This is a genomic window from Arenibacter hampyeongensis (genome assembly GCF_002909255.1).
Classification (GTDB): Bacteria; Bacteroidota; Bacteroidia; order Flavobacteriales; family Flavobacteriaceae; genus Arenibacter; species Arenibacter hampyeongensis.
Genome location: NZ_PIOB01000001.1, coordinates 1183464 through 1202738 on the forward strand (window position 1 = coordinate 1183464; position 19275 = coordinate 1202738).

Below are 19275 nucleotides of genomic sequence, written 5' to 3' on the forward strand. Positions count from 1 at the left end.
ATTTGGAGTAAAACCTTATCATTGCAGTTTATGAATCAAAAATTTAAACTTCCCCCGATTTTGAATCCCATAAGGTATTTAGTTCATTCAATTACACTCATAAAACAGGATAATTATTAAATAGAAATCTGATTCTTACAAAATGAATTTGGCATATTGGAAAGTACAAATATCAAAATTCGAAGTATCTTACCACCCAAATAAAAACAAAACCATTTGAATATATTCGAAATTATTGGGTGGACAGGTTCTGCGCTTTTTATTATTTCTTACTTCCTTTTAAGTATTAATAGGCTTAATGCAAATAGTGCTATTTACCAATTGATGAATGTGGCAGGAGGTTTATGTTTGGTTATTTGTGCATACGACACGCAGGACAGGCCTAACCTTTTTACCAACCTTATCTGGATGTTTATTGGGGTTTATGCTACCATCAAAATTATAAATAGGAAAAAGGGTTAAAATTAGGATTTGATTGGGCTATTAAATTGGAGCATTTCAATGGCAGCCTCCTTGTACTTTTTCAGCTTATAATCATACTCGTCGTTAGGTTCAAAAAGGGATAGATAGTAATAGGCCCCTTCTACCATAACAAATATTAAATCTGCCGTTTCCTTGGAACATTGGATATTGACCTCTCCATTTCTTTTGGTTTCTTCTATAACCTCCGTGAGTAATAATCTTAAATAATCATGTAATTCCTTATAGGCCAATTTTATTTTTTCATCACGAAAAATCAATGCAAAACAGCTGTAAAACACACCGTCATCTACAAGTTCGTTCCATTCCCTGGAAAACAAATTATTTATAATGCTCACCAATCGGGATCCACTTCTTTCTTTGTTGTATTCTGAGGTGTAGAGCTTTTTATACCGTTCCAGGATAAAACTGATCAGCCCGAATAGAAGTTCGTCCTTGGATTTGAAATAATGGAGTACCAGACTCGTGTTTACATCCATTTCAGTGGCCACCTTGGCCAAAGAAACATTCTCCAATCCTTCCTTTTGTGCCACCTTATAAAAGGCTTCGATAATTTCCGATTGCCTTTCTTTCTTTAAGCTTTTTCTTCCCATTAGCTGCCCAAGTTAATATAATCTTAACAATAATAATACAAAAATTTTAAATTGATTGGTCAATCAATCAATTTATTTTGTTACTTTGGCTTTTTGTTATTCCGTATCAGGGGAATAGACGATTATTTAACCAAAACCAAATAGTTTAAATTTTTAATTCGTTTTTATGAAAAAAGAAAAAAACCAACGCTTTCCCGAATGCAAGCCATTTATCAAAATCTTGATAGGTTTTGTATTTATGCTATTTATGGGACAGCACTCATTTGCCCAAAATCGGGCTATTACCGGAGTAGTATTGGACTCTGAGACCAATCAACCTTTACCTGGAGCAAGTATATTGGTGAAAGGAACAACGACAGGAGTAGTTACCGATTTTGATGGTAATTTCAGTATTGAGGTTCAGTCAGGGGAAGCCGTTCTAATTATTTCCTATGTTGGTTTTCAGCCACAGGAGGTATCGACCAGAGGCAAATCTACAGTCAATGTTTCATTGGTTCCGGATTCCCAGTCCCTGAATGAAGTAGTTGTAGTGGGGTACGGAACGCAGAAGAAAATTAATCTTTCCGGCTCAGTAGCGGTTGTGGACATGAAAAAATTGGAGGACAGGCCAATTGCAAATGTTTCACAAGGATTACAGGGCACAGTAGCCAATTTGAATATCTCCTTTGCCAATGGCGCTCCTGGAGGTACAGCTAGCATTAATATTCGGGGCTTTACCTCGATAAACGGAGGGAGCCCCTTGATCATGATTGATGGTGTGCCCTCATCGGAAGGAGATCTTACCCGTATGAATCCTAATGACATAGCCTCAATTTCGGTCTTAAAAGATGCTTCTTCTGCAGCAATTTATGGTGCTAGGGCCGCTTTTGGGGTTGTGCTCGTAACAACCAAAGAAGGAGGGCAAAGTAAGGTTACCTATTCCAATTCCTTTATATGGGGAAAACCTACCATTACGCCAGACCCGATAACAGATCCCTACATCTTTTCTAGGTTGTTGGATACAGCAACCAATAATACGCCGTGGGATTATGTAAATTATTCAGATGAAACCTACGCATGGGCAAGAGACCGGTCCAACGATCCAACTGTACCTAATGTAAGATTGGATCCTCAAAACCCTAATAGGTGGCAATATATGGGCGATACGAATTGGAACGAGTACTTTTTTAATAGTTCTGCTTTTTCCCAAAACCACAATATTTCTATAAGCGGGAAAAAGGAAATAGTGGACCCCAATAGCGAGAAAAAGGAAGTGATAAGTTACTATGTTTCCGGAAACCACACTCTGGAAAACGGATTAAATAGGTTGGCGGAAGATTCATGGGAGCGAAACGCCCTTAGATCAAAAGTCTCGATAACTCCTTATAAATGGATGGATTTTGAAAACAATACCTTCTTGTCCTTTACCAATAGAAACCTACCTACCTATGGTATAACAAATATTTACAATATTCGGCCAACCGATGTTGTGAAAAATCCGGATGGCACCTGGGCCAATTCGGATGCAGGTAGAGCCGCTGCGCGAATGATAGATGGTGGCAAAACTGCCATTACCGAAACGGGGATTCAGACCACGAACAAATTGAATCTTTATTTATTTGACAAAGCCTTAACCCTTACTGCGGAGCATACCTTTAAAAAAGATTTTGATCGTAGACATTGGGATGGCACTAAGTATAAAATAGGATTTGGCCCCAACGATATTAGGGAACAGGTGAGCGAGGATTATGCTTATGAGGCATTGGGAGAGAACAAATACAATGTAATTAACCTTTATGCCACGTATGCTAAAGAATTAAACAAACACAATTTTACGGCTATTGTAGGTTACAATAAGGAGGTCAATGAATTTGAATGGTTCTCGGCCAATAGGGATGATCTAATTTCATCGGATCTTCCCAACCTTGCTTTGGCTACTGGCGAGCAAACCGTTGGATGGGCCTATTCCGATTGGGCATTGAACGGTGTTTTTGGAAGGTTGAACTACATCTATAATGATCGGTATATTCTAGAGCTGAATGGTAGATATGACGGATCTTCAAGGTTCCCAAAAGAGGATAGATATGGCTTTTTTCCATCGGTTTCGCTAGCATGGATTGCAAGCAAGGGTTTTAGTGAAGAAGTAAGCGATGTGATAAATCATTTAAAATTTAGGATATCCAGAGGCTCCTTGGGAAATCAAAATGTGGGTAATTATGGGCATATCAACACTATGTCCACAGGACAATCTGGGTATTTGATAGATGGAGAATATCCAAAAACGGTTTTCGCACCTGGATTGGGGATAAATCCAAATACCTATACTTGGGAAAAGGTGGTGACCACCAATTTCGGAGTGGACCTAGGATTCTTTGATAATTCCCTGAACCTTTCATTGGATAATTATATAAGAAATACGATAGGGATGCTCACCCCAAGCCAGGAATTACCTGGGGTGTTGGGTACAGATCCTCCTAGTGCCAATGTTGCCGACCTTCAAACCTATGGTTGGGAATTTACCCTTGGATATAAGAACAGTCTAATTTTAGGAGGTAGCGCCTTTGATTTTGGCACTTCCTTGATTCTTTCCGACAATGAAACTACGATTACTAGATTTGACAATGACGGACAACTTTTTTCACAATGGAGAAAGGGAGCTAAAGTTGGAGAAATCTGGGGATTGGAAAATGACGGCTTCTTTAAGAACGAGGAGGAGATAGCAGCACTCGATGAATCCGCTATTGTACCCTGGGGAGCCTTATCCATTGTACCCGGATGGCCCAAATATGTGGACCAAGACGGTGACGGCAAAATATTACGTGGTGAATCTGCGAATGACCCCAAAGACCTAAAATTAATTGGGAATTCGAGTCCAAGGTACCAAATAGGTTTTAATATGGATATGGCCTGGAAAGGTTTTGATGTCAGCGGATTTTTACAAGGTGTTGGTAAAAGGGATTATTATCCTACCAATTACCTATTCTGGGGACCATATCAACAACCATATGCCAATATGTACGACCATCTCTTGGATTTTTACAGAGGTACTGCTGATAGCGATGCCCTAAGGGCCCAACATTCTCAATCCTATATAGATGCCGGCTTGGCGGATGCGAATACCGATGCGGAATATCCTGTTTTACAGAGTTGGTTGGCCGATTCCAATTATGGCGCAGGGTTGGATATTCCACAAACCAAATATTTAAAAAGTGCTGCGTACTTAAGGCTTAAGAATATTACTGTAGGCTATTCATTGCCAAATAATTTACTTGAGAAAATGCATATATCCAAATTGAGATTTTTCATAACAGGTGAAAATATATATGAATGGTCCTCTATTAAAAAACATATAGATCCAGAGGCTACCGGCAGTAGGGGATACGCTTATCCCTTTCATCGTAAGTTGTCGGTGGGTATGAATCTTACTTTTTAAATGGTTGAAACAAAAAAATAATACAATGAAAAATACGTACAAAATAATAGTGATTTCTTTACTGGCACTTGTGGGTTGCAACGATGATTTTTTGGATACCAATCCAGAATCCTCATTAGCCAAAGAGAATTTCTTTAATTCGGAATCGGACCTACAATTGTATATCAATGGCTTACATTCATTACCAGGTTTTGGCATGTTTTTAAGTGACCAGGGAACAGATGACATGGCCACCACGGGTGCAGTGGAAATAAAGAATATAACCATTGGTAGTCCCAGTTCGGAAAATATTGGATCAGGCTGGTCCTGGAGCCGTTTAAGGAGTGTCAATTTTTTTCTTGAAAATTTTGAAAAGGCCGAAATAGAGGCGGATGCGAAAATGCATTTCGAAGGACTTGGCAAATATTACCGGGCAGAATTTTACTTTGATAAAGTTAAAAGGTTTTCAGATGTTCCCTGGTATTCACAAACTTTGGACCCAGAGGATGAATCCTTGTATAAACCAAGAGACCCAAGGGCGTTGGTAGTGGATAGTATTATTAGCGATATTCAATTTGCTTCCCAGCATATCAGGGAAGATGTTGCATATGGGAACATTGACAAGTGGTCCGCTATAATGTTGCAGGCACGGATTGCATTGTATGAGGGGACCTTTAGGAAATATCATTCTGAGCTAAATTTACAAGGTACCGCAAATGAATATCTTGAAATGGCCATGAATGCGGCAAAGGAACTAATGGATTCAGGAAATTTTGATATCTATAATACCGGAAACCCTGGACAGGATTATTCGGCTATGTTTACTTCAGATGATCTGTCGGGCATTTCCGAAGCAATCCTGGTCAACGTTTATGATGTTGATAAAAAGAAAACCAGTGGAAATGGCAATGTCTTCGGAAATTATGAGCAAAGTGCCTCCAAGGCCCTGATGGACTCTTACTTAATGTCCGATGGTACCCGATTTAGCGAACAAGCTGGTTCCAACAACTTTAGTTTTGTTCAGGAATTTCAAAATAGAGACCCAAGGCTTTCCCAAACTTTTGTTTATCCGGGCTGGATATCTGCTGGAAGTACAAATCCATATGTATTGGAATTGAACAAAAATTTTACGGGATATCACCAAATAAAAGGTTATAACAATACCGTGGAAAGTGCTGGGGTAGACGTTGCTGTATACAGATATGCAGAAGCACTATTAATATATGCAGAAGCAAAGGCTGAGATAGGAACTATTGAGCAGGGCGATTTGGATATCAGCGTTAATAAGTTGAGGGCTAGGGCAGGTCTGCCTAATGTAGATTTGGCCCTGGCCAATAACAATATAGACCCAATCCTTGAAAATATTTATCCCAATGTTTCAGGTAGCAACAAAGGGGTTATAATGGAAATCCGACGGGAAAGACGTGTGGAATTCGCCGTAGAATCCTTCAGATTTGACGACCTTATGAGGTGGCATGCCGGGAAGGTTTTGGAAGAAATCCCGCAAGGCATGTATTTTCCAGGTCTTGGGAAATACGATATGACAGGTGATGGTGTTGTGGACATCAGTATTATTTCCAGTAGTGAAGATATTCCTTCACCAAAAGAAACCAATTCCCTAGGTACTGATTTAATTTATTACAAAGCCGGTTTCTTCGGGGATAGTAGCGCAAGCTTATTTTTATCCAATGGAACTTCTGGGAATATGGTCACCTCGGTAGATCAACCAAGCTTTGTGGAACCCAAATACTATTACCGCCCAATACCGGCGCACCAAGTAGCACTTAACCCACAATTGAAACAAATAATGGGATGGTAAACAATGATCCAAAAATCAATATTAACAACGAACCAATGAAGACTATAAAATCCATAATATTTCTATTTTTTGTCCTTTTAAGCGTGGGGTGTGAGGAAGACGTAACCCACTATGACTTTGAAAAATACAAGTTTGTATCCTTCATAGCAACTCAGATAACCGTGCAGGAAACCTATACCACTGACAATGGAGAAGCCTATCCTATTTACCTTAGGTATGATGGAAGCGTGTTGGAGGAGGATTTCACTGTAAGCGTCAAGATCACGGAAAATAATGCCCAAAAGGACATTGATTATAATGTAGAAAGTACAACGGTCTCCTTTAAAGCCGGTGAAATAAAATCGGAGCCGCTACTTATTAATATTGTAGACAATTTACTGAACAGTGATCAGGAAAGGAGTTTGACCATTGATATTGAAAGTGTAAGTAATCCCAAGATTGATATAGGTGTTGGGATTGTCAATCAATCCAATAAATCGGTTAGCTTAAAAATCATCGATGACGAATGTAGTGAGACGATAAGTATTTTCAATGCTCCGAATTTAATTAGTTCGGCAGGTAACAAAACTGTGACGGGTTCAGTGACGGATTCTATGGTTACTTTAACGGGCAACCTAATTGATTACGGTGCATTTCCAAATGCCAATCTTGGAATAACCCTTACTCCAACGGTTGAAGGTGGCACGGCTGGGGCGGCGACTTTTGATAACTACCCGGCAGGGACCGATAATGACGGATATGTTTATGAATTTAGGCAAAATGGACAGGGGACATATAATATTTGCGCTGGAGAAATTACAGTATCTATTGATGTTTATTATGAATCCGGAGGTTCCTGGGTTTATTGGTATACTTCCCAAAATGTAATCTCCATTCCTTAAAAAAAATTGAGTTGATTGAGTTAGTTTTTGTTTTTAGGAGATGTGGTTTCCCAAGAAACCACATCTTTACCATTCATTAATAATTTCATAACACCAAGAAATCCCTTGATACAATAACGATCTGAAAATGATAAAAACAATACAATACATTGCAATAATAACTTGTTTCAGTTTTATTGGAATTGCCCAAACCAAAAAAGCACCAAAAGTACTCTTTGTAATTGTGGATGGAATCCCCGCAGATGTTATTGAAAAGATTCCGACCGCCAATTTGGATGCCATATCGCAAGAAGGTGGCTATACCCGTGCATATGTAGGGGGCGAAAAAGACGGATATTCCCAAACACCAACTATATCCGCAGTTGGGTACAACAGTTTGCTTACTGGTACTTGGGCGAATAAACACAATGTATGGGGAAATGGAATTAAAGATCCCAATTATAATTATTGGACTGTTTTTAGGTATGCAAAGGAATACAGCCCTGAGTTGAAAACTGCCGTGTTCTCCACTTGGGAGGACAATCGAACCAAATTGGTAGGGGAAAACCTGGTTGGGACAGGGAATATTAAACTGGACTATTATTTTGATGGTTTTGAGCTCGATACTATAAATTTTCCACATGATGAAGACCGTTCTTATATCAATAAGATAGATGAACATGTTGTGGCGGAAGCTGCCCGATATATTAAAGATAAAGCCCCAGACCTATCATGGGTATATTTGGAATATACAGATGACATGGGGCATAAATTTGGTGATAGTGATCAATTTTATAGTGCCGTTGGAACTATGGACAATCAAATTGGTCATTTGTGGAAAGCCATGCAGTACAGGAAGGAAAATTATAAAGAAGACTGGCTAATCTATATTACTACGGACCATGGAAGAAATAAGGAAACAGGAAAAGGACATGGTGGGCAAAGTCATAGAGAGCGCCTTACATGGATTGTTACCAACACGAAAGGTTTAAACCTATATTTTAATAAAACTGAACCAGGTGTTGTGGATATTTTGCCTACGATGTTACGAAATCTGGACATCCATCCAAAAAAAGATCAATTATGGGAAATCGATGGTGTGCCATTGACTGGCCCTGTCTCAATTGCGAATGCCAAAGGTGTTCTGGGTGACAATAAAATTCAGCTTACTTGGGACGCTTATGAGAAGAGGGGAAAGCTTAAAATTTGGATTTCTTTGACAAACAATTATAGCCAAGGAGGTCAGGATGAATACCTATTACTGAAAAAAGTTAAAACTAAATCACAAAAGGCTTTTATAGACCTATCTGGATATTCCTCAAATTTTTATAAAATTATTCTAGAAGGAAAAAATAATACCATAAATTCATGGGTGATTAAAAAATAACAGGGACATTAAAAAATTTACAGAGAAGATGGGAAATAGGCACGATCCTAATAGAAGGCATCTTATTAAAAGTATGGGTCTAGCAACCGGTGCTGCTGCCTTGAGTGGTATTGCAATTGCCCAAGGGAACAAATTAGAAAGCAAACCCAAACGGGTTCTTCGAATTGCCCATATAACTGATGTTCACATTCGACCGGAACACAATGCCCCGAGGCGTTTTACAAATTGCCTTGAAGAAATAAAGAAACACAAAGTTGACTTCTTCCTAAACGGTGGGGATACCATTTACGCTGCTGATTATGACAATATCACTAGGGAGCGTGTTATGGCGCAATGGGAGATATGGAAAGAGTTGCGTTCAGGGTTTTTGGAATATAAACTTTATAGCTGTTTGGGCAATCATGATATGTGGTGGGCCGCTCCGGTAAAAACGGATGCCATGTATGGCAAGAATTATGTTGTTCAGCAATTGGATATGCCTTCACGGTACTATAGTTTTGACGAAAAAGGATGGCACTTCGTTGTTTTGGACAGTAACAATGGTAACGGTGGCACTTTGGACGAGGAGCAGTTTAGTTGGTTGGAAAAAGACTTGAACGGGCTTCTTCAAGGAACGCCTATTTTGATAATGTCCCACTATCCGATTCTTGGTGTTTGTACACATATTGATGGCGGTAATCACACAGACAGTAAGTCCATTACAAAGCTATTCCACAACCACCCCGATAAAATAATAAGCTGTATAAGTGGACATGTGCATTTGCTAGACCGAGCCGTTTACAATAATGTAAACTACTTCTGCAATGGTGCGCTTAGTGGATTTTGGTGGGAAGAAGGAAATAAGGATTCTGCCGGTAAAAGTTGGTACCATGAGACACCACCAGGATATGCCATAATCGACCTATTTGACGACGGATCTTTAGACAACACGTATCATCCCCATTCTTATTAAGTTCCCAATTTTTTGAATCATGGAGTATTTTTAAAATTATCCGTTGTGACATTTTGAACCCGCGAATATTCATTCAAAAACAACATCAACAATATGTTGAAAATCAATAAAACTATTAACTATAGCATCTTTTTTATTTTTATTGGACTTGCGTATTCCTGTAAAGTGCAGCAAAAATTTGAAAAGACTGAACAGGAGGCACCAATTGTTTTACAAGGCCCTGGTTGGGCAGCGGCATGGCAGCAAAAGGCCGGCGAATATAAGGCATTGTGCTACCAAGCATATAATTTGGCCCGCTTACGATTGGATTTTTTGGTGCAACAGACATCTGAAAAACCATTGGCAATAGTAACGGATATTGATGAAACGGTGCTGGACAATAGCCCATATCAGGTACACCAGGCATTGCGCAATGCAGAGTACAGTGATTCTTCTTGGATGGAATGGACGGCAAGGGTAGAATGTGATACAATTCCCGGGGCATTATCTTTTTTGCGCTATGCCAAGAGCAAAGGAATTGCTGTTTTTTATATAACTAACCGTCTTGAAAAAGAAAGGACTTCAACCCTAAAGGATTTGCAACGCTGGGGCTTCCCCGACGCTACCGATGATCATCTAACTATGAAAACCAATACTTCTGGAAAAGAGCTCAGAAGAAGTAAAGTTGCTGATAAATACGAAATCCTTCTTCTGCTAGGTGATAACCTTAGCGATTTTAGCGCTGTTTTTGATAAAAAACCCATGGTAGAACGCAATAACCAAGTTCAGGATAATGCGGCTATGTTCGGGAGAAGATTTATTGTACTTCCCAATCCTATGTATGGGGATTGGGACGGTGCAATTTATAATTACCAATACAATTTGCCGCCAAAAGAAAAAGAAAAAATTATTATAGGGTCATTGAAAAAATATTAATAATGAAGAGGAATTTTTTTGCATTTTGGGTTTGCTAATTATTAAACCTTTAAAGACTACTATAAATGGAAATGAATAATAGGGTGCTAAGTATTGCCTTTATGATTTTTATCGGTATGGCAGGTTACAGATGTCATGAGCCTAAACAGAATTTAGAAAGAACGCTTTTTAATGTATCCGACTATGGTGCTTTCCCAGATGATGGTAAGGACGATACCGAATCTTTGAGAAATGTTGTTGCCCTTGCTCGTACCACACCTGGGTCAATATTATTCTTTCCTCCAGGGCGTTATCTTATCTCCGACCCCCTCGCTCTTAAAATTCAAGAGAACGCCATGGCTGGAAAACTAGGTAAAAACCCTCAAGATCAATTATTTGTTCCCAATGAGGAGTACGCTATTGGACTGGATTTTATGGGCGCTAAGAATTTGGAAATACAAGCAAAAGGTGTTCAACTAATTTGTGACGGTTGGATGGAGCCCTTATCCTTTAGAAATGCTCAAAATATTATACTCAATGGCATCACCCTAGACTATAAACGTCGCCCAAACAATGAAGGAAAGGTTATAAATCTAGGACAGGATTTTGTTGATGTAAAATACACACAGGATGAGGTTTTGGCAAAAGATCAAATTGTATTACGCATTATGATTTATGATAAGGCTAAAAAATCCTTTTCAGGGGCAGGTGTTTATCAAAAGGGAATTGAATGGATCGACTCACAGACCATAAGATTTTATGGGGACGGAATTCGGGAACAGGCCAAAATTGGAGATATACTCATTACCTATTCCGGCTTCCATTATCGCCCTGCCATCCTGATCTACAAAACAAAAAACATCGTACTAAACGATGTTACCATCAACTCACAAGCAGGTATGGGCATAGTTGGACATTTGAGCGAGGATATTACCATGAATCGACTGAAAATTGTGCCAAGCAAAGGAAGATATACATCTACTAACACAGATGCCACCCATTTTGCTTCAAATAGAGGCTTAATTCGCTTCAATGAATGTGAATTTGGAGGACAGGGCGATGATTCTACCAATGTACATACCTATTATACCACCATTGCCAATAATACAATAGATGGCTATTGTGATATTTTCGTGGACAGAAAAAATTACACCCATTCCACCTATCTGGACGAACCTCAAGAGGGGGATATTTTGGCAGTAATCGATAAAGGAAATATGGCAGAAGTTGGGTATATTAGGGTACGTAGATTTTGGAGTTTTCCATTGGAATCCAAAGTGAAAATAGAATATGATGGTCAGCTGCCCAAAGAAATTAGTAATTACAAGCTAATAAATATATCTATGACCCCTGGATTGGAGTTTGTCAACTGTACTGTTCGATCTCATCGGGCAAGATCGGTATTGGTAAAAACTAGAAAAGTACTTATCAAGGATAACTATTTTGAAAATACTACTGGCACCGCTATCCACGTAGGCGTAGAAGGCGATTGGGGAGAAGGGCCGTCTTCAGAGGATGTGGTTATCGAAAACAATGAATTTGTAAATTGTGGTCTGGGTGGCCCAGAAGACGGCACCATGGATGGAGCGTCGGCCATTGCACTTCATGTTAAAGCGCCAAATACCAATACTCCCGGACTGCACAAACGTATTCTCATACAGGGGAACACTATTAGTGGTGGCAAGCACGCCATAGCAGTTAAAGGTTCTGAAGATGTTACGATTAGGGATAATATATTCACCAATATTTTCCAAGAACCTATTATAATCGGTGCTTCGGAAAGAGTAAAAGCTTATGAAAATAACGGTGGTAATGCGATAAGTAAGGGTGAAAAAGATCCTATATTGCCAAATATTATGTACTAATTTATAATATTTAAATATGGGTTTTTACAGTGAATGGACTCCATTAAGCATTTTGCTGATTATGTCCGTCAATTCCAAGAATAATGCGTTTCAACATAAAACCATATTTAATACACGATAGATTAATTTAAGAACTACAAATGATGAAATTATTTAGGAAACCGCTGGCAATAATCTCTTTTTTAACAATTATGGTCGGTTTAACGGGTATGGCACAAGATAACAAGAACGCCAAATCAAATCAATTAAAGGACCGTTGGACCATTGTTGGCGACAAAATAATGTGGCAGGTTAATGACGACCATACAGATAAAATAGAAATGAGTGGTCTTAAAATTTCTAACATCATATCGTATGGTTCAAAAAACAATGGAGACCTTTATTTGAGCCGCAAGATTGTCTGGCCAATGTTAAGGACCATTCCCAATAATACTCATGCAAGTTTAACACATACCTTCGAAATGTCACCTTCATATACAATTGATGGCGAACAAATAAGCACAGAGCATTTAGATAAGGTAGAATTGGATGGCACCTTGAATCTTTATACTACGATAAGCGAAGGAATAACTGCTCATCACTTCATATTCCCAAGTACGGACAAGCCGATTTATATTGAAAGGATTACAATATCGAACACCTCCAAGAAGGAAAAGGAAATAACTGTAAGTTTTCCAATTTATGAGCACCGAACTGAAGCTGGTAAAGGGGTAGATGGGGTGTACTTCCTGGATGCAAAAATGGATCGCCCCGGCACATACAAGCTAAGTCCCGGGGAGTCGGTAAAAGTTGCAATTCAGATTACCGGACGGAAAGACAAGGAGCTGTACATACAATGCAATCCTGTCAAAGAAGAGGGTATGAGACTAGATTTTACCAATGAAATGAGGGAATCGCTTGTTTTCGAATCCCCAGATCCCATATTAGATCACATGTTCTCCTTTGCAAAAATCAGGGCCACGGAGAGCATCTATGCCACCAAGGGAGGACTGATGCACGGACCAGGTGGCGGAGCCTATTATGCGGCTATTTGGGCCAACGATCAGGCAGAATATGTAAACCCGTTTTTTCCTTTCTTGGGCAATAAAAACGGTAACGAATCTGCCATCAATAGTTTTAGGCATTTTGCAAGGTTTATGAACGATGAATTCAAGCCCATTCCTTCTTCCATTATTGCTGAGGGGACCGATATTTGGAACGGTGCTGGAGACCGTGGGGATATGGCCATGATTGCTTATGGGGCATCTAGGTTTTCCCTGGCATATGGCAATAAAAAAGTGGCCAAAGAATTATTTCCATTAATAAAATGGTCGCTGGAATATTGTGAAAAACACAAGACAAAAGATGGGGTTATTGCTTCGGACACCGATGAACTGGAAGGCCGTTTTCCGACAGGGAAGGTCAATCTCACCACTTCAACATTAACCTATGGGGCATTAATAAGCGCCTCCCATCTTGCAGACGAGTTGAATAAGCCCGAACTCGCCCTACAATATAGGGAGAGGGCCGTGGCCTTGCGAGAGGCCATAGATAAATATTTTGGGGATACTATGGAGGGATTTGAAACCTACCGCTATTTCGATGGAAACCAAAAACTGCGCTCCTGGATATCCATCCCATTGACCATGGGAATCTTTGAACGTAAAGAGGGGACAATACAGGCCCTTTTGTCTCCTTATCTTTGGAGCGAAAATGGGGTTTATACGGAAGCTGGCAAGGAAACTTTCTGGGACAGAGCTACCCTATATACCTTAAGGGGTATTTTTAATGCAGGAGAGGTGAATACCGCCTATAGGGCATTGGAAAATTATTCTAGAAAAAGGTTATTGGGAGACCACGTGCCTTATGCCGTGGAGGCCTGGCCCGAAGGTGACCAGCAGCACCTTTCTGCTGAAAGTGGATTGTACTGCAGGGTTATAACAGAGGGCCTTTTCGGAATTGAGCCCATAGGATTCAACAAATTCCTATGTTCCCCAAGATTACCTGAAAACTGGGACAAAATGGCCTTGAAGAATATCAAGGCCTTTGGGCATAGTTTCGATATCGATGTGGTAAGGGGAAAAACAGGCACGAATGTGAAAATAATGAAAAATGGAAAGCTGATCGATCAAAAAACCTGGAATGGAGAAGAACCGTTATTATTTAAATTATAATAAAATGAGGAAAAAGAGACTCACTTTATTGCTCTGCGTTTCACTTTTGATGATATCCAATATTCAATCAACACTGGCCCAACAAATAATCGATCTCAAAGACTACGGCGTTAGGGCCAATTCTTTTCAGGATGCAGTACCGGCAATCACCAAAGCTTTGGCAGATGCCGCAAAATATGAATCTGCTGTAGTAAGGTTTCCAAAAGGGCGCATAGACCTATGGCCTGCAGAGGCTGCCAAAAGAGAGCTCTATGTTTCCAATGCTACCGAATCCGACACCCTGAGCAAGGTTAAAAATGTGGGAATTTTATTGGAGAATATGAGTAACATTACATTGGCAGGCGATGAAACTATAATAATGAGCCATGGCAAAATGGTACATCTGGCCAATATTAATAGCAGGAATATTACGGTAAAAAATATGGGATTCGACTATGAACGGCCTTCCATGTCCGAATTCACAATATTGGAGGTGACAGATGATTTTGCTTTGGTGAAAGTACATCGAGATTCGCGTTATTCGGTTATCGATCAAAAAGTGGTATGGTATGGCGAGGGTTGGAAATCAGGCCATTTACATACTATCAAGTTTAATCCGGAACAAGAGAGCATGTATTATTTTAGAAATCCGGCTTTTGAAAATGCTATAGCTACTGCCCAAGGGGATAATCAAATTCTGTTTACGGGAGATTTTTCCAAGGCGGGATTGGTTAAGGAAGATGTTTTAACAATGCGGGATACGTACCGGGATTGTTTGGGGGTACTCAATCATTTTTCAGAGAATTTGACCTTTGAGAACATAGGATTCCACTATATGCATGGCTTGGGAATGGTGAGCCAATTTTCAAAGAATATTTCCGTTGAAGGCCTTATAGCGAAACCTCGGCAGGAAACGGGAAGGATTATTGCCGGTTTTGCAGATTTTCTGCATTTTTCGGGATGCTATGGCAGGATTACCATAGAGAATAGCCTTTTTTCAGGATCTCATGACGATCCCATAAATGTACATGGGACGCATTTACGAGTGGTTGGCCATGAAGGGGATAAGATAAAAGTGCGTTTTATGCACCATCAGACATGGAACTTAATGGCTTTTGAAGAAGGGGATTCCATTGGGTATGTGGACAATGAGAACCTTTTGGTTTACCATAATGCTGTAGTAAAAAAGGTGACAAAATTGTCGGACCGGGAGCTAGAACTGCAATTGGACCGCCCGTTACCCAGGCAATTGAAGGAGAAGCATTGTGTAGAAAACTTGACCAAAACTCCTGAATTGGTAGTGAAGAATAATAGATTTGAACATACCAATACGCGAGGACTATTGGTGACCACAAGAAAAAAAGTGTTGATAGAGGGAAATACTTTTTTTAGAACGGGCATGCATGCCATTCTTATTGCCAACGACTGTAATTCGTGGTATGAATCGGGTGCGGTAAAGGACCTTACGATCAGGAACAATAAATTTATTGAGTGTGGGTATAATTCTTTTCCAAATACTTATCCGATTGCTATTATGCCGGAGGCCCATAATTTTGTAAAGAATCAATATGTACATTCCAATATTAGTATTGTAGACAATGAGTTTACGCTTTTTGGTCCCCCATTATTGTTTGCCAGGGCCACAGAGAATCTTACTTTTGAACGCAACAAGGTGCGGAAAGGGGACCAGGAAAACTTCCCTGTTAGCAATCAGCCCATGTTTTTTTTAGAACATTGTAAGGATGTAAGTATCCAGTCCAATGTAATGGATATTGAAGGAATGGAAACTAAGATTCAGATCAAGGCTATGAAAAGGTCCCAATTGGACTATGATGCCAAATATGAATTGCAACTGATTACAAAATAGACTACTGTTTAAAAACAGGGCTTAGCGTTGGAAAAGGACAAAGAGCGGAAAGAACTGCCCAGATAAATTCAACTATATTAAACCACAATATTCAATAACAACCCCTATTATGAAGCTTACCACAGGAGTACTCAGTATTTTAGTATTGATCACATCATGTAGCACCGAAAAAAAGGAATCCAACCAGGAGCACCTCAAAATATGGTATGATCAACCGGCCTTGGCAACTGCGAAGGACGATCCAAATGGTTGGAAAGACGATGCGGAATGGCTAAAGGCACTGCCCTTGGGCAATGGATCCTTTGGGGCAATGGTGTTTGGGGATGTTAATTTGGAGCGAATCCAATTAAATGAAGAAAGCATGTGGTCCGGTAGTCCGGATGATAATGATAACCCTGAGGCATTTGCTGCCCAGGCCGAAATTCGTGAACTATTGTTCAATGGTAAATATAAAGAAGCTACCGAACTCACCAATAGTACCCAGGTCTGCAAGGGGGAAGGCTCTGGGCATGGCAATGGGGCCGAAGTTCCCTTTGGATGCTTTCAAACCTTGGGAGACCTTTGGATAGATAATGGACAAAAAGAGCCTTATGAAAACTACCATAGGGAGCTGGATCTTGATGAGGCGATAGTACGCATAAGTTATACCCAAAATGGAGTAAACTACAAAAGGGAAATCTTTACCAGCTATCCCGATCAGGTTATGATAGTGCGATTTACGGCCAATAAACCAGGCCAAATTTCCTTCAGCGCCAAAATGGACCGGCCTGAGAATTATAAAACCTATTCCGAAGATGGGCAGTTGATCATGTCAGGGGCATTGCCCAATGGCAAGGGACAAGATGGCTTGCAATATATGACCCGACTAAAAGGCGCCAATAAAGGAGGTGCTTTGCAATATGTAGGCGATAGATTAGTTGTGGAAAATGCGAATGAGGTTACCTTATATTTATCGGCCTCAACAGATTATGTTTTAGATCCCCCAAATTATATTGGCCGGGATTATATAAATATTACTGAAGCCAATATAAATAAGGCCTTGGTCAAATCTTTTGATGAGCTATTATCAGATCATACCCAGGAATATCAAAACTACTTTAAGCGAGTAAGTTTGGATATTACTCCAGACCCTATAACTCCTTTGCCGACAGGAACCAGATTGGAAAGGTACAAGGAGACCAAAAATGACCCACACTTGGAGGAACTAATGTTTCAGTACGGTAGATACCTTTTGATCTCCTCTTCCAGACCCGGTACACTACCCGCCAATTTGCAGGGAATCTGGGCCAATAAAATTCAAACTCCATGGAATGGGGACTACCATACCGATATAAATGTACAGATGAACTATTGGTTGGCAGAAACCACCAATTTATCGGAATTGCATATGCCATTGTTCAATTTACTTACCTCCTTGGTGCCTTCGGGAGAGCGGACCGCAGAAGTACAATATCACAACAAGGGTTGGGTGCTACACCCCATCACCAATGTATGGGGCTATACTTCTCCTGGGGAAAGCGCTTCCTGGGGAATGCATACCGGAGGCGGCGCATGGCTAAGTACCCATATCGCAGAGCATTATGCCTTTTCCAAGGACAAAGATTTTTTAAAACAGATGTATCCAGTTTTAAAAGGCTCCGTTGATTTCTATATGGACTGGTTGGTAAAAGATCCCAAAACAGGGAAGTTGGTATCCGGACCAGCAGTTTCCCCTGAAAATACATTTATCGCGCCAGATGGCAGTCGAAGTCAGATCAGTATGGGGCCTGCCCATGATCAACAAGTGATCTGGCAACTTTTTACCGATTTTCTTAATTCTTCCAAAGAACTTGGAATAAGCGATTCCTATGTACAAAAGGTAAGCGAAGCCAAGAATTCCCTTTTAGGTCCAAAGATAGGCAGTGATGGACGTTTAATGGAATGGGCAGAGGAATTTGAGGAAGTAGAACCAGGGCATAGGCACATTTCACACTTGTTTGCACTTCATCCAGGAAATGAAATCAGTAGGATAGAGACTCCCGGCCTTGCAGCCGCCGCAGGTAAGTCCTTGGACCATAGAATTGGCAATGGTGGTGGAGGTACCGGATGGAGCGCAGCCTGGCTCATTAACCAATACGCGCGTTTAGGCGATGGTGATAAAGCCAAGAGTAGTTTGGAAACCGTCCTCAGCAAAAGTACCGCTGTGAATTTATTCGGACTGCATCCGCCTTTTCAAATGGACGCTAATTTTGGAACCACCGCAGGAGTAGCTGAAATGCTTTTGCAAAGTCATGCCGGGGCCATAGAATTATTACCGGCCTTACCTAAGGCTTGGCCAACGGGTAGTGTAAATGGGCTTAAGGCAAGGGGAAATATAACGGTAGATATGAAATGGGAAAATGGACAACTGCTTTATGCCAATATCGTGGCACCCGTGGGAAAAGAAATCACTGTTTCATACGGGGCATTGAAAAAAACCGTTCAGTTAAAGGAAAATGAAATATTCAAGTTTGTTACGGACAATGCCAACTAATTAAGAAAGCCGATGTTAGTTGAGTTTAAAAGGAACAATAGTAGACTATTGTTCCTTTTTTGTTGCTAGATTTAGCTACTTTGATAGTATTCAAAAAACGGTAGGCCAAAAATGATGGATACTGTCCTAATTTTTAACCTAAATCGCAACAATATCGCCTTTTAAGGATTCAAGAATTGCGATAACTTCATTTTTTTCTGCCTGTCCAATTCCATTAGTGTCCAGAGCCCATACTGTGTCGTCCGTGGCACTGGCCCATTCGGTTTCATTAATGTGCATGCCTGTATGTGAAGTACGCATATCCCTGCCGGAATATTTATGAGGCCCCCCAGTTCCCATGGAGAAGAACTCAAAAACCAATTGCTTAAGCTTATCCATATCGATATTATTAAAATGGTGGCCTATAAGTGGATTGTTAGCATTTTTGTCCAATACATCATTGACAATTTTCCTAACACCAAGTTCTGAACCCAATCTTTCATATAGGGAAGTCTTTTGCGTGGTGATTGCAGTTTTGTCCATA

At 40.1% G+C, this 19275-nt stretch carries 13 protein-coding genes; 11 read left to right on the forward strand and 2 right to left on the reverse strand.

Features of this window, described 5'->3' with window-relative positions; genetic code table 11:
• Positions 1 to 216 precede the first annotated feature (216 nt).
• Entirely contained in the window at positions 217 to 462 is a 246-nt protein-coding gene (locus tag CWD91_RS23210) for a CBU_0592 family membrane protein (protein ID WP_103439756.1), read from the forward strand.
• Between the two features lie 2 nt (positions 463 to 464).
• On the opposite strand, the gene CWD91_RS04730 is transcribed toward CWD91_RS23210, so the two are convergent.
• Positions 465 to 1073: a TetR family transcriptional regulator gene (locus CWD91_RS04730; protein WP_103439757.1), complete on the reverse strand. Its 609-nt coding sequence runs from the start codon at positions 1071 to 1073 to the stop codon at positions 465 to 467.
• A 166-nt stretch (positions 1074 to 1239) separates the two neighbouring features.
• Between CWD91_RS04730 and CWD91_RS04735 the strand changes: the two genes are divergently transcribed.
• The 10 genes from CWD91_RS04735 to CWD91_RS04780 all read left to right on the forward strand — a co-directional run bounded on the left by CWD91_RS04735 (position 1240) and on the right by CWD91_RS04780 (position 18752).
• Positions 1240 to 4485 (forward strand): SusC/RagA family TonB-linked outer membrane protein, encoded by a 3246-nt coding sequence (locus CWD91_RS04735; protein ID WP_103439758.1) that lies wholly within the window; start codon positions 1240 to 1242, stop codon positions 4483 to 4485.
• Between the two features lie 25 nt (positions 4486 to 4510).
• Positions 4511 to 6283 (forward strand): RagB/SusD family nutrient uptake outer membrane protein, encoded by a 1773-nt coding sequence (locus CWD91_RS04740; protein WP_103439759.1) that lies wholly within the window; start codon positions 4511 to 4513, stop codon positions 6281 to 6283.
• Positions 6284 to 6318: 35 nt separating this feature from the next.
• Positions 6319 to 7164, forward strand: a complete 846-nt coding sequence (locus CWD91_RS04745; RefSeq protein ID WP_157943713.1) for a hypothetical protein — start codon at positions 6319 to 6321, stop codon at positions 7162 to 7164.
• A 127-nt stretch (positions 7165 to 7291) separates the two neighbouring features.
• Positions 7292 to 8530, forward strand: coding sequence for an alkaline phosphatase family protein (locus tag CWD91_RS04750; protein WP_103439761.1), 1239 nt, complete (start codon positions 7292 to 7294; stop codon positions 8528 to 8530).
• A 28-nt stretch (positions 8531 to 8558) separates the two neighbouring features.
• Complete coding sequence (locus tag CWD91_RS04755) at positions 8559 to 9482, forward strand: metallophosphoesterase family protein (RefSeq protein ID WP_103439762.1); 924 nt, start codon at positions 8559 to 8561, stop codon at positions 9480 to 9482.
• Positions 9483 to 9575: 93 nt separating this feature from the next.
• Positions 9576 to 10397 carry a 5'-nucleotidase, lipoprotein e(P4) family gene (locus CWD91_RS04760; protein ID WP_103439763.1) on the forward strand — a complete coding sequence of 274 codons (822 nt, stop codon included), beginning with the start codon at positions 9576 to 9578 and terminating at the stop codon, positions 10395 to 10397.
• A 65-nt stretch (positions 10398 to 10462) separates the two neighbouring features.
• Positions 10463 to 12241 carry a right-handed parallel beta-helix repeat-containing protein gene (locus tag CWD91_RS04765; protein ID WP_103439764.1) on the forward strand — a complete coding sequence of 593 codons (1779 nt, stop codon included), beginning with the start codon at positions 10463 to 10465 and terminating at the stop codon, positions 12239 to 12241.
• Between the two features lie 140 nt (positions 12242 to 12381).
• On the forward strand, positions 12382 to 14394 hold the full coding sequence (locus tag CWD91_RS04770) for a hypothetical protein (RefSeq protein WP_205164595.1): 2013 nt from the start codon (positions 12382 to 12384) through the stop codon (positions 14392 to 14394).
• A gap of 4 nt (positions 14395 to 14398) precedes the next feature.
• Positions 14399 to 16240, forward strand: coding sequence for a right-handed parallel beta-helix repeat-containing protein (locus tag CWD91_RS04775; RefSeq protein WP_157943714.1), 1842 nt, complete (start codon positions 14399 to 14401; stop codon positions 16238 to 16240).
• 109 nt (positions 16241 to 16349) lie between these two features.
• Positions 16350 to 18752, forward strand: coding sequence for a glycoside hydrolase family 95 protein (locus CWD91_RS04780; protein WP_103439767.1), 2403 nt, complete (start codon positions 16350 to 16352; stop codon positions 18750 to 18752).
• A gap of 138 nt (positions 18753 to 18890) precedes the next feature.
• On the opposite strand, the gene CWD91_RS04785 is transcribed toward CWD91_RS04780, so the two are convergent.
• Positions 18891 to 19274, reverse strand: coding sequence for a group I truncated hemoglobin (locus tag CWD91_RS04785; protein WP_103439768.1), 384 nt, complete (start codon positions 19272 to 19274; stop codon positions 18891 to 18893).
• Position 19275: the final 1 nt, after the last annotated feature.

Bases quoted from the DNA above. Each gene is read 5' to 3' on its own strand.
- CWD91_RS04730 (WP_103439757.1), bottom strand. From the start codon at position 1,073: ATGGGAAGAAAAAGCTTAAAGAAAGAAAGGCAATCGGAAATTATCGAA.
- CWD91_RS04735 (WP_103439758.1), top strand. From the start codon at position 1,240: ATGAAAAAAGAAAAAAACCAACGCTTTCCCGAATGCAAGCCATTTATC.
- CWD91_RS04740 (WP_103439759.1), top strand. From the start codon at position 4,511: ATGAAAAATACGTACAAAATAATAGTGATTTCTTTACTGGCACTTGTG.
- CWD91_RS04745 (WP_157943713.1), top strand. From the start codon at position 6,319: ATGAAGACTATAAAATCCATAATATTTCTATTTTTTGTCCTTTTAAGC.
- CWD91_RS04750 (WP_103439761.1), top strand. From the start codon at position 7,292: ATGATAAAAACAATACAATACATTGCAATAATAACTTGTTTCAGTTTT.
- CWD91_RS04755 (WP_103439762.1), top strand. From the start codon at position 8,559: ATGGGAAATAGGCACGATCCTAATAGAAGGCATCTTATTAAAAGTATG.
- CWD91_RS04760 (WP_103439763.1), top strand. From the start codon at position 9,576: ATGTTGAAAATCAATAAAACTATTAACTATAGCATCTTTTTTATTTTT.
- CWD91_RS04765 (WP_103439764.1), top strand. From the start codon at position 10,463: ATGGAAATGAATAATAGGGTGCTAAGTATTGCCTTTATGATTTTTATC.
- CWD91_RS04770 (WP_205164595.1), top strand. From the start codon at position 12,382: ATGATGAAATTATTTAGGAAACCGCTGGCAATAATCTCTTTTTTAACA.
- CWD91_RS04775 (WP_157943714.1), top strand. From the start codon at position 14,399: ATGAGGAAAAAGAGACTCACTTTATTGCTCTGCGTTTCACTTTTGATG.
- CWD91_RS04780 (WP_103439767.1), top strand. From the start codon at position 16,350: ATGAAGCTTACCACAGGAGTACTCAGTATTTTAGTATTGATCACATCA.
- CWD91_RS04785 (WP_103439768.1), bottom strand. From the start codon at position 19,274: ATGGACAAAACTGCAATCACCACGCAAAAGACTTCCCTATATGAAAGA.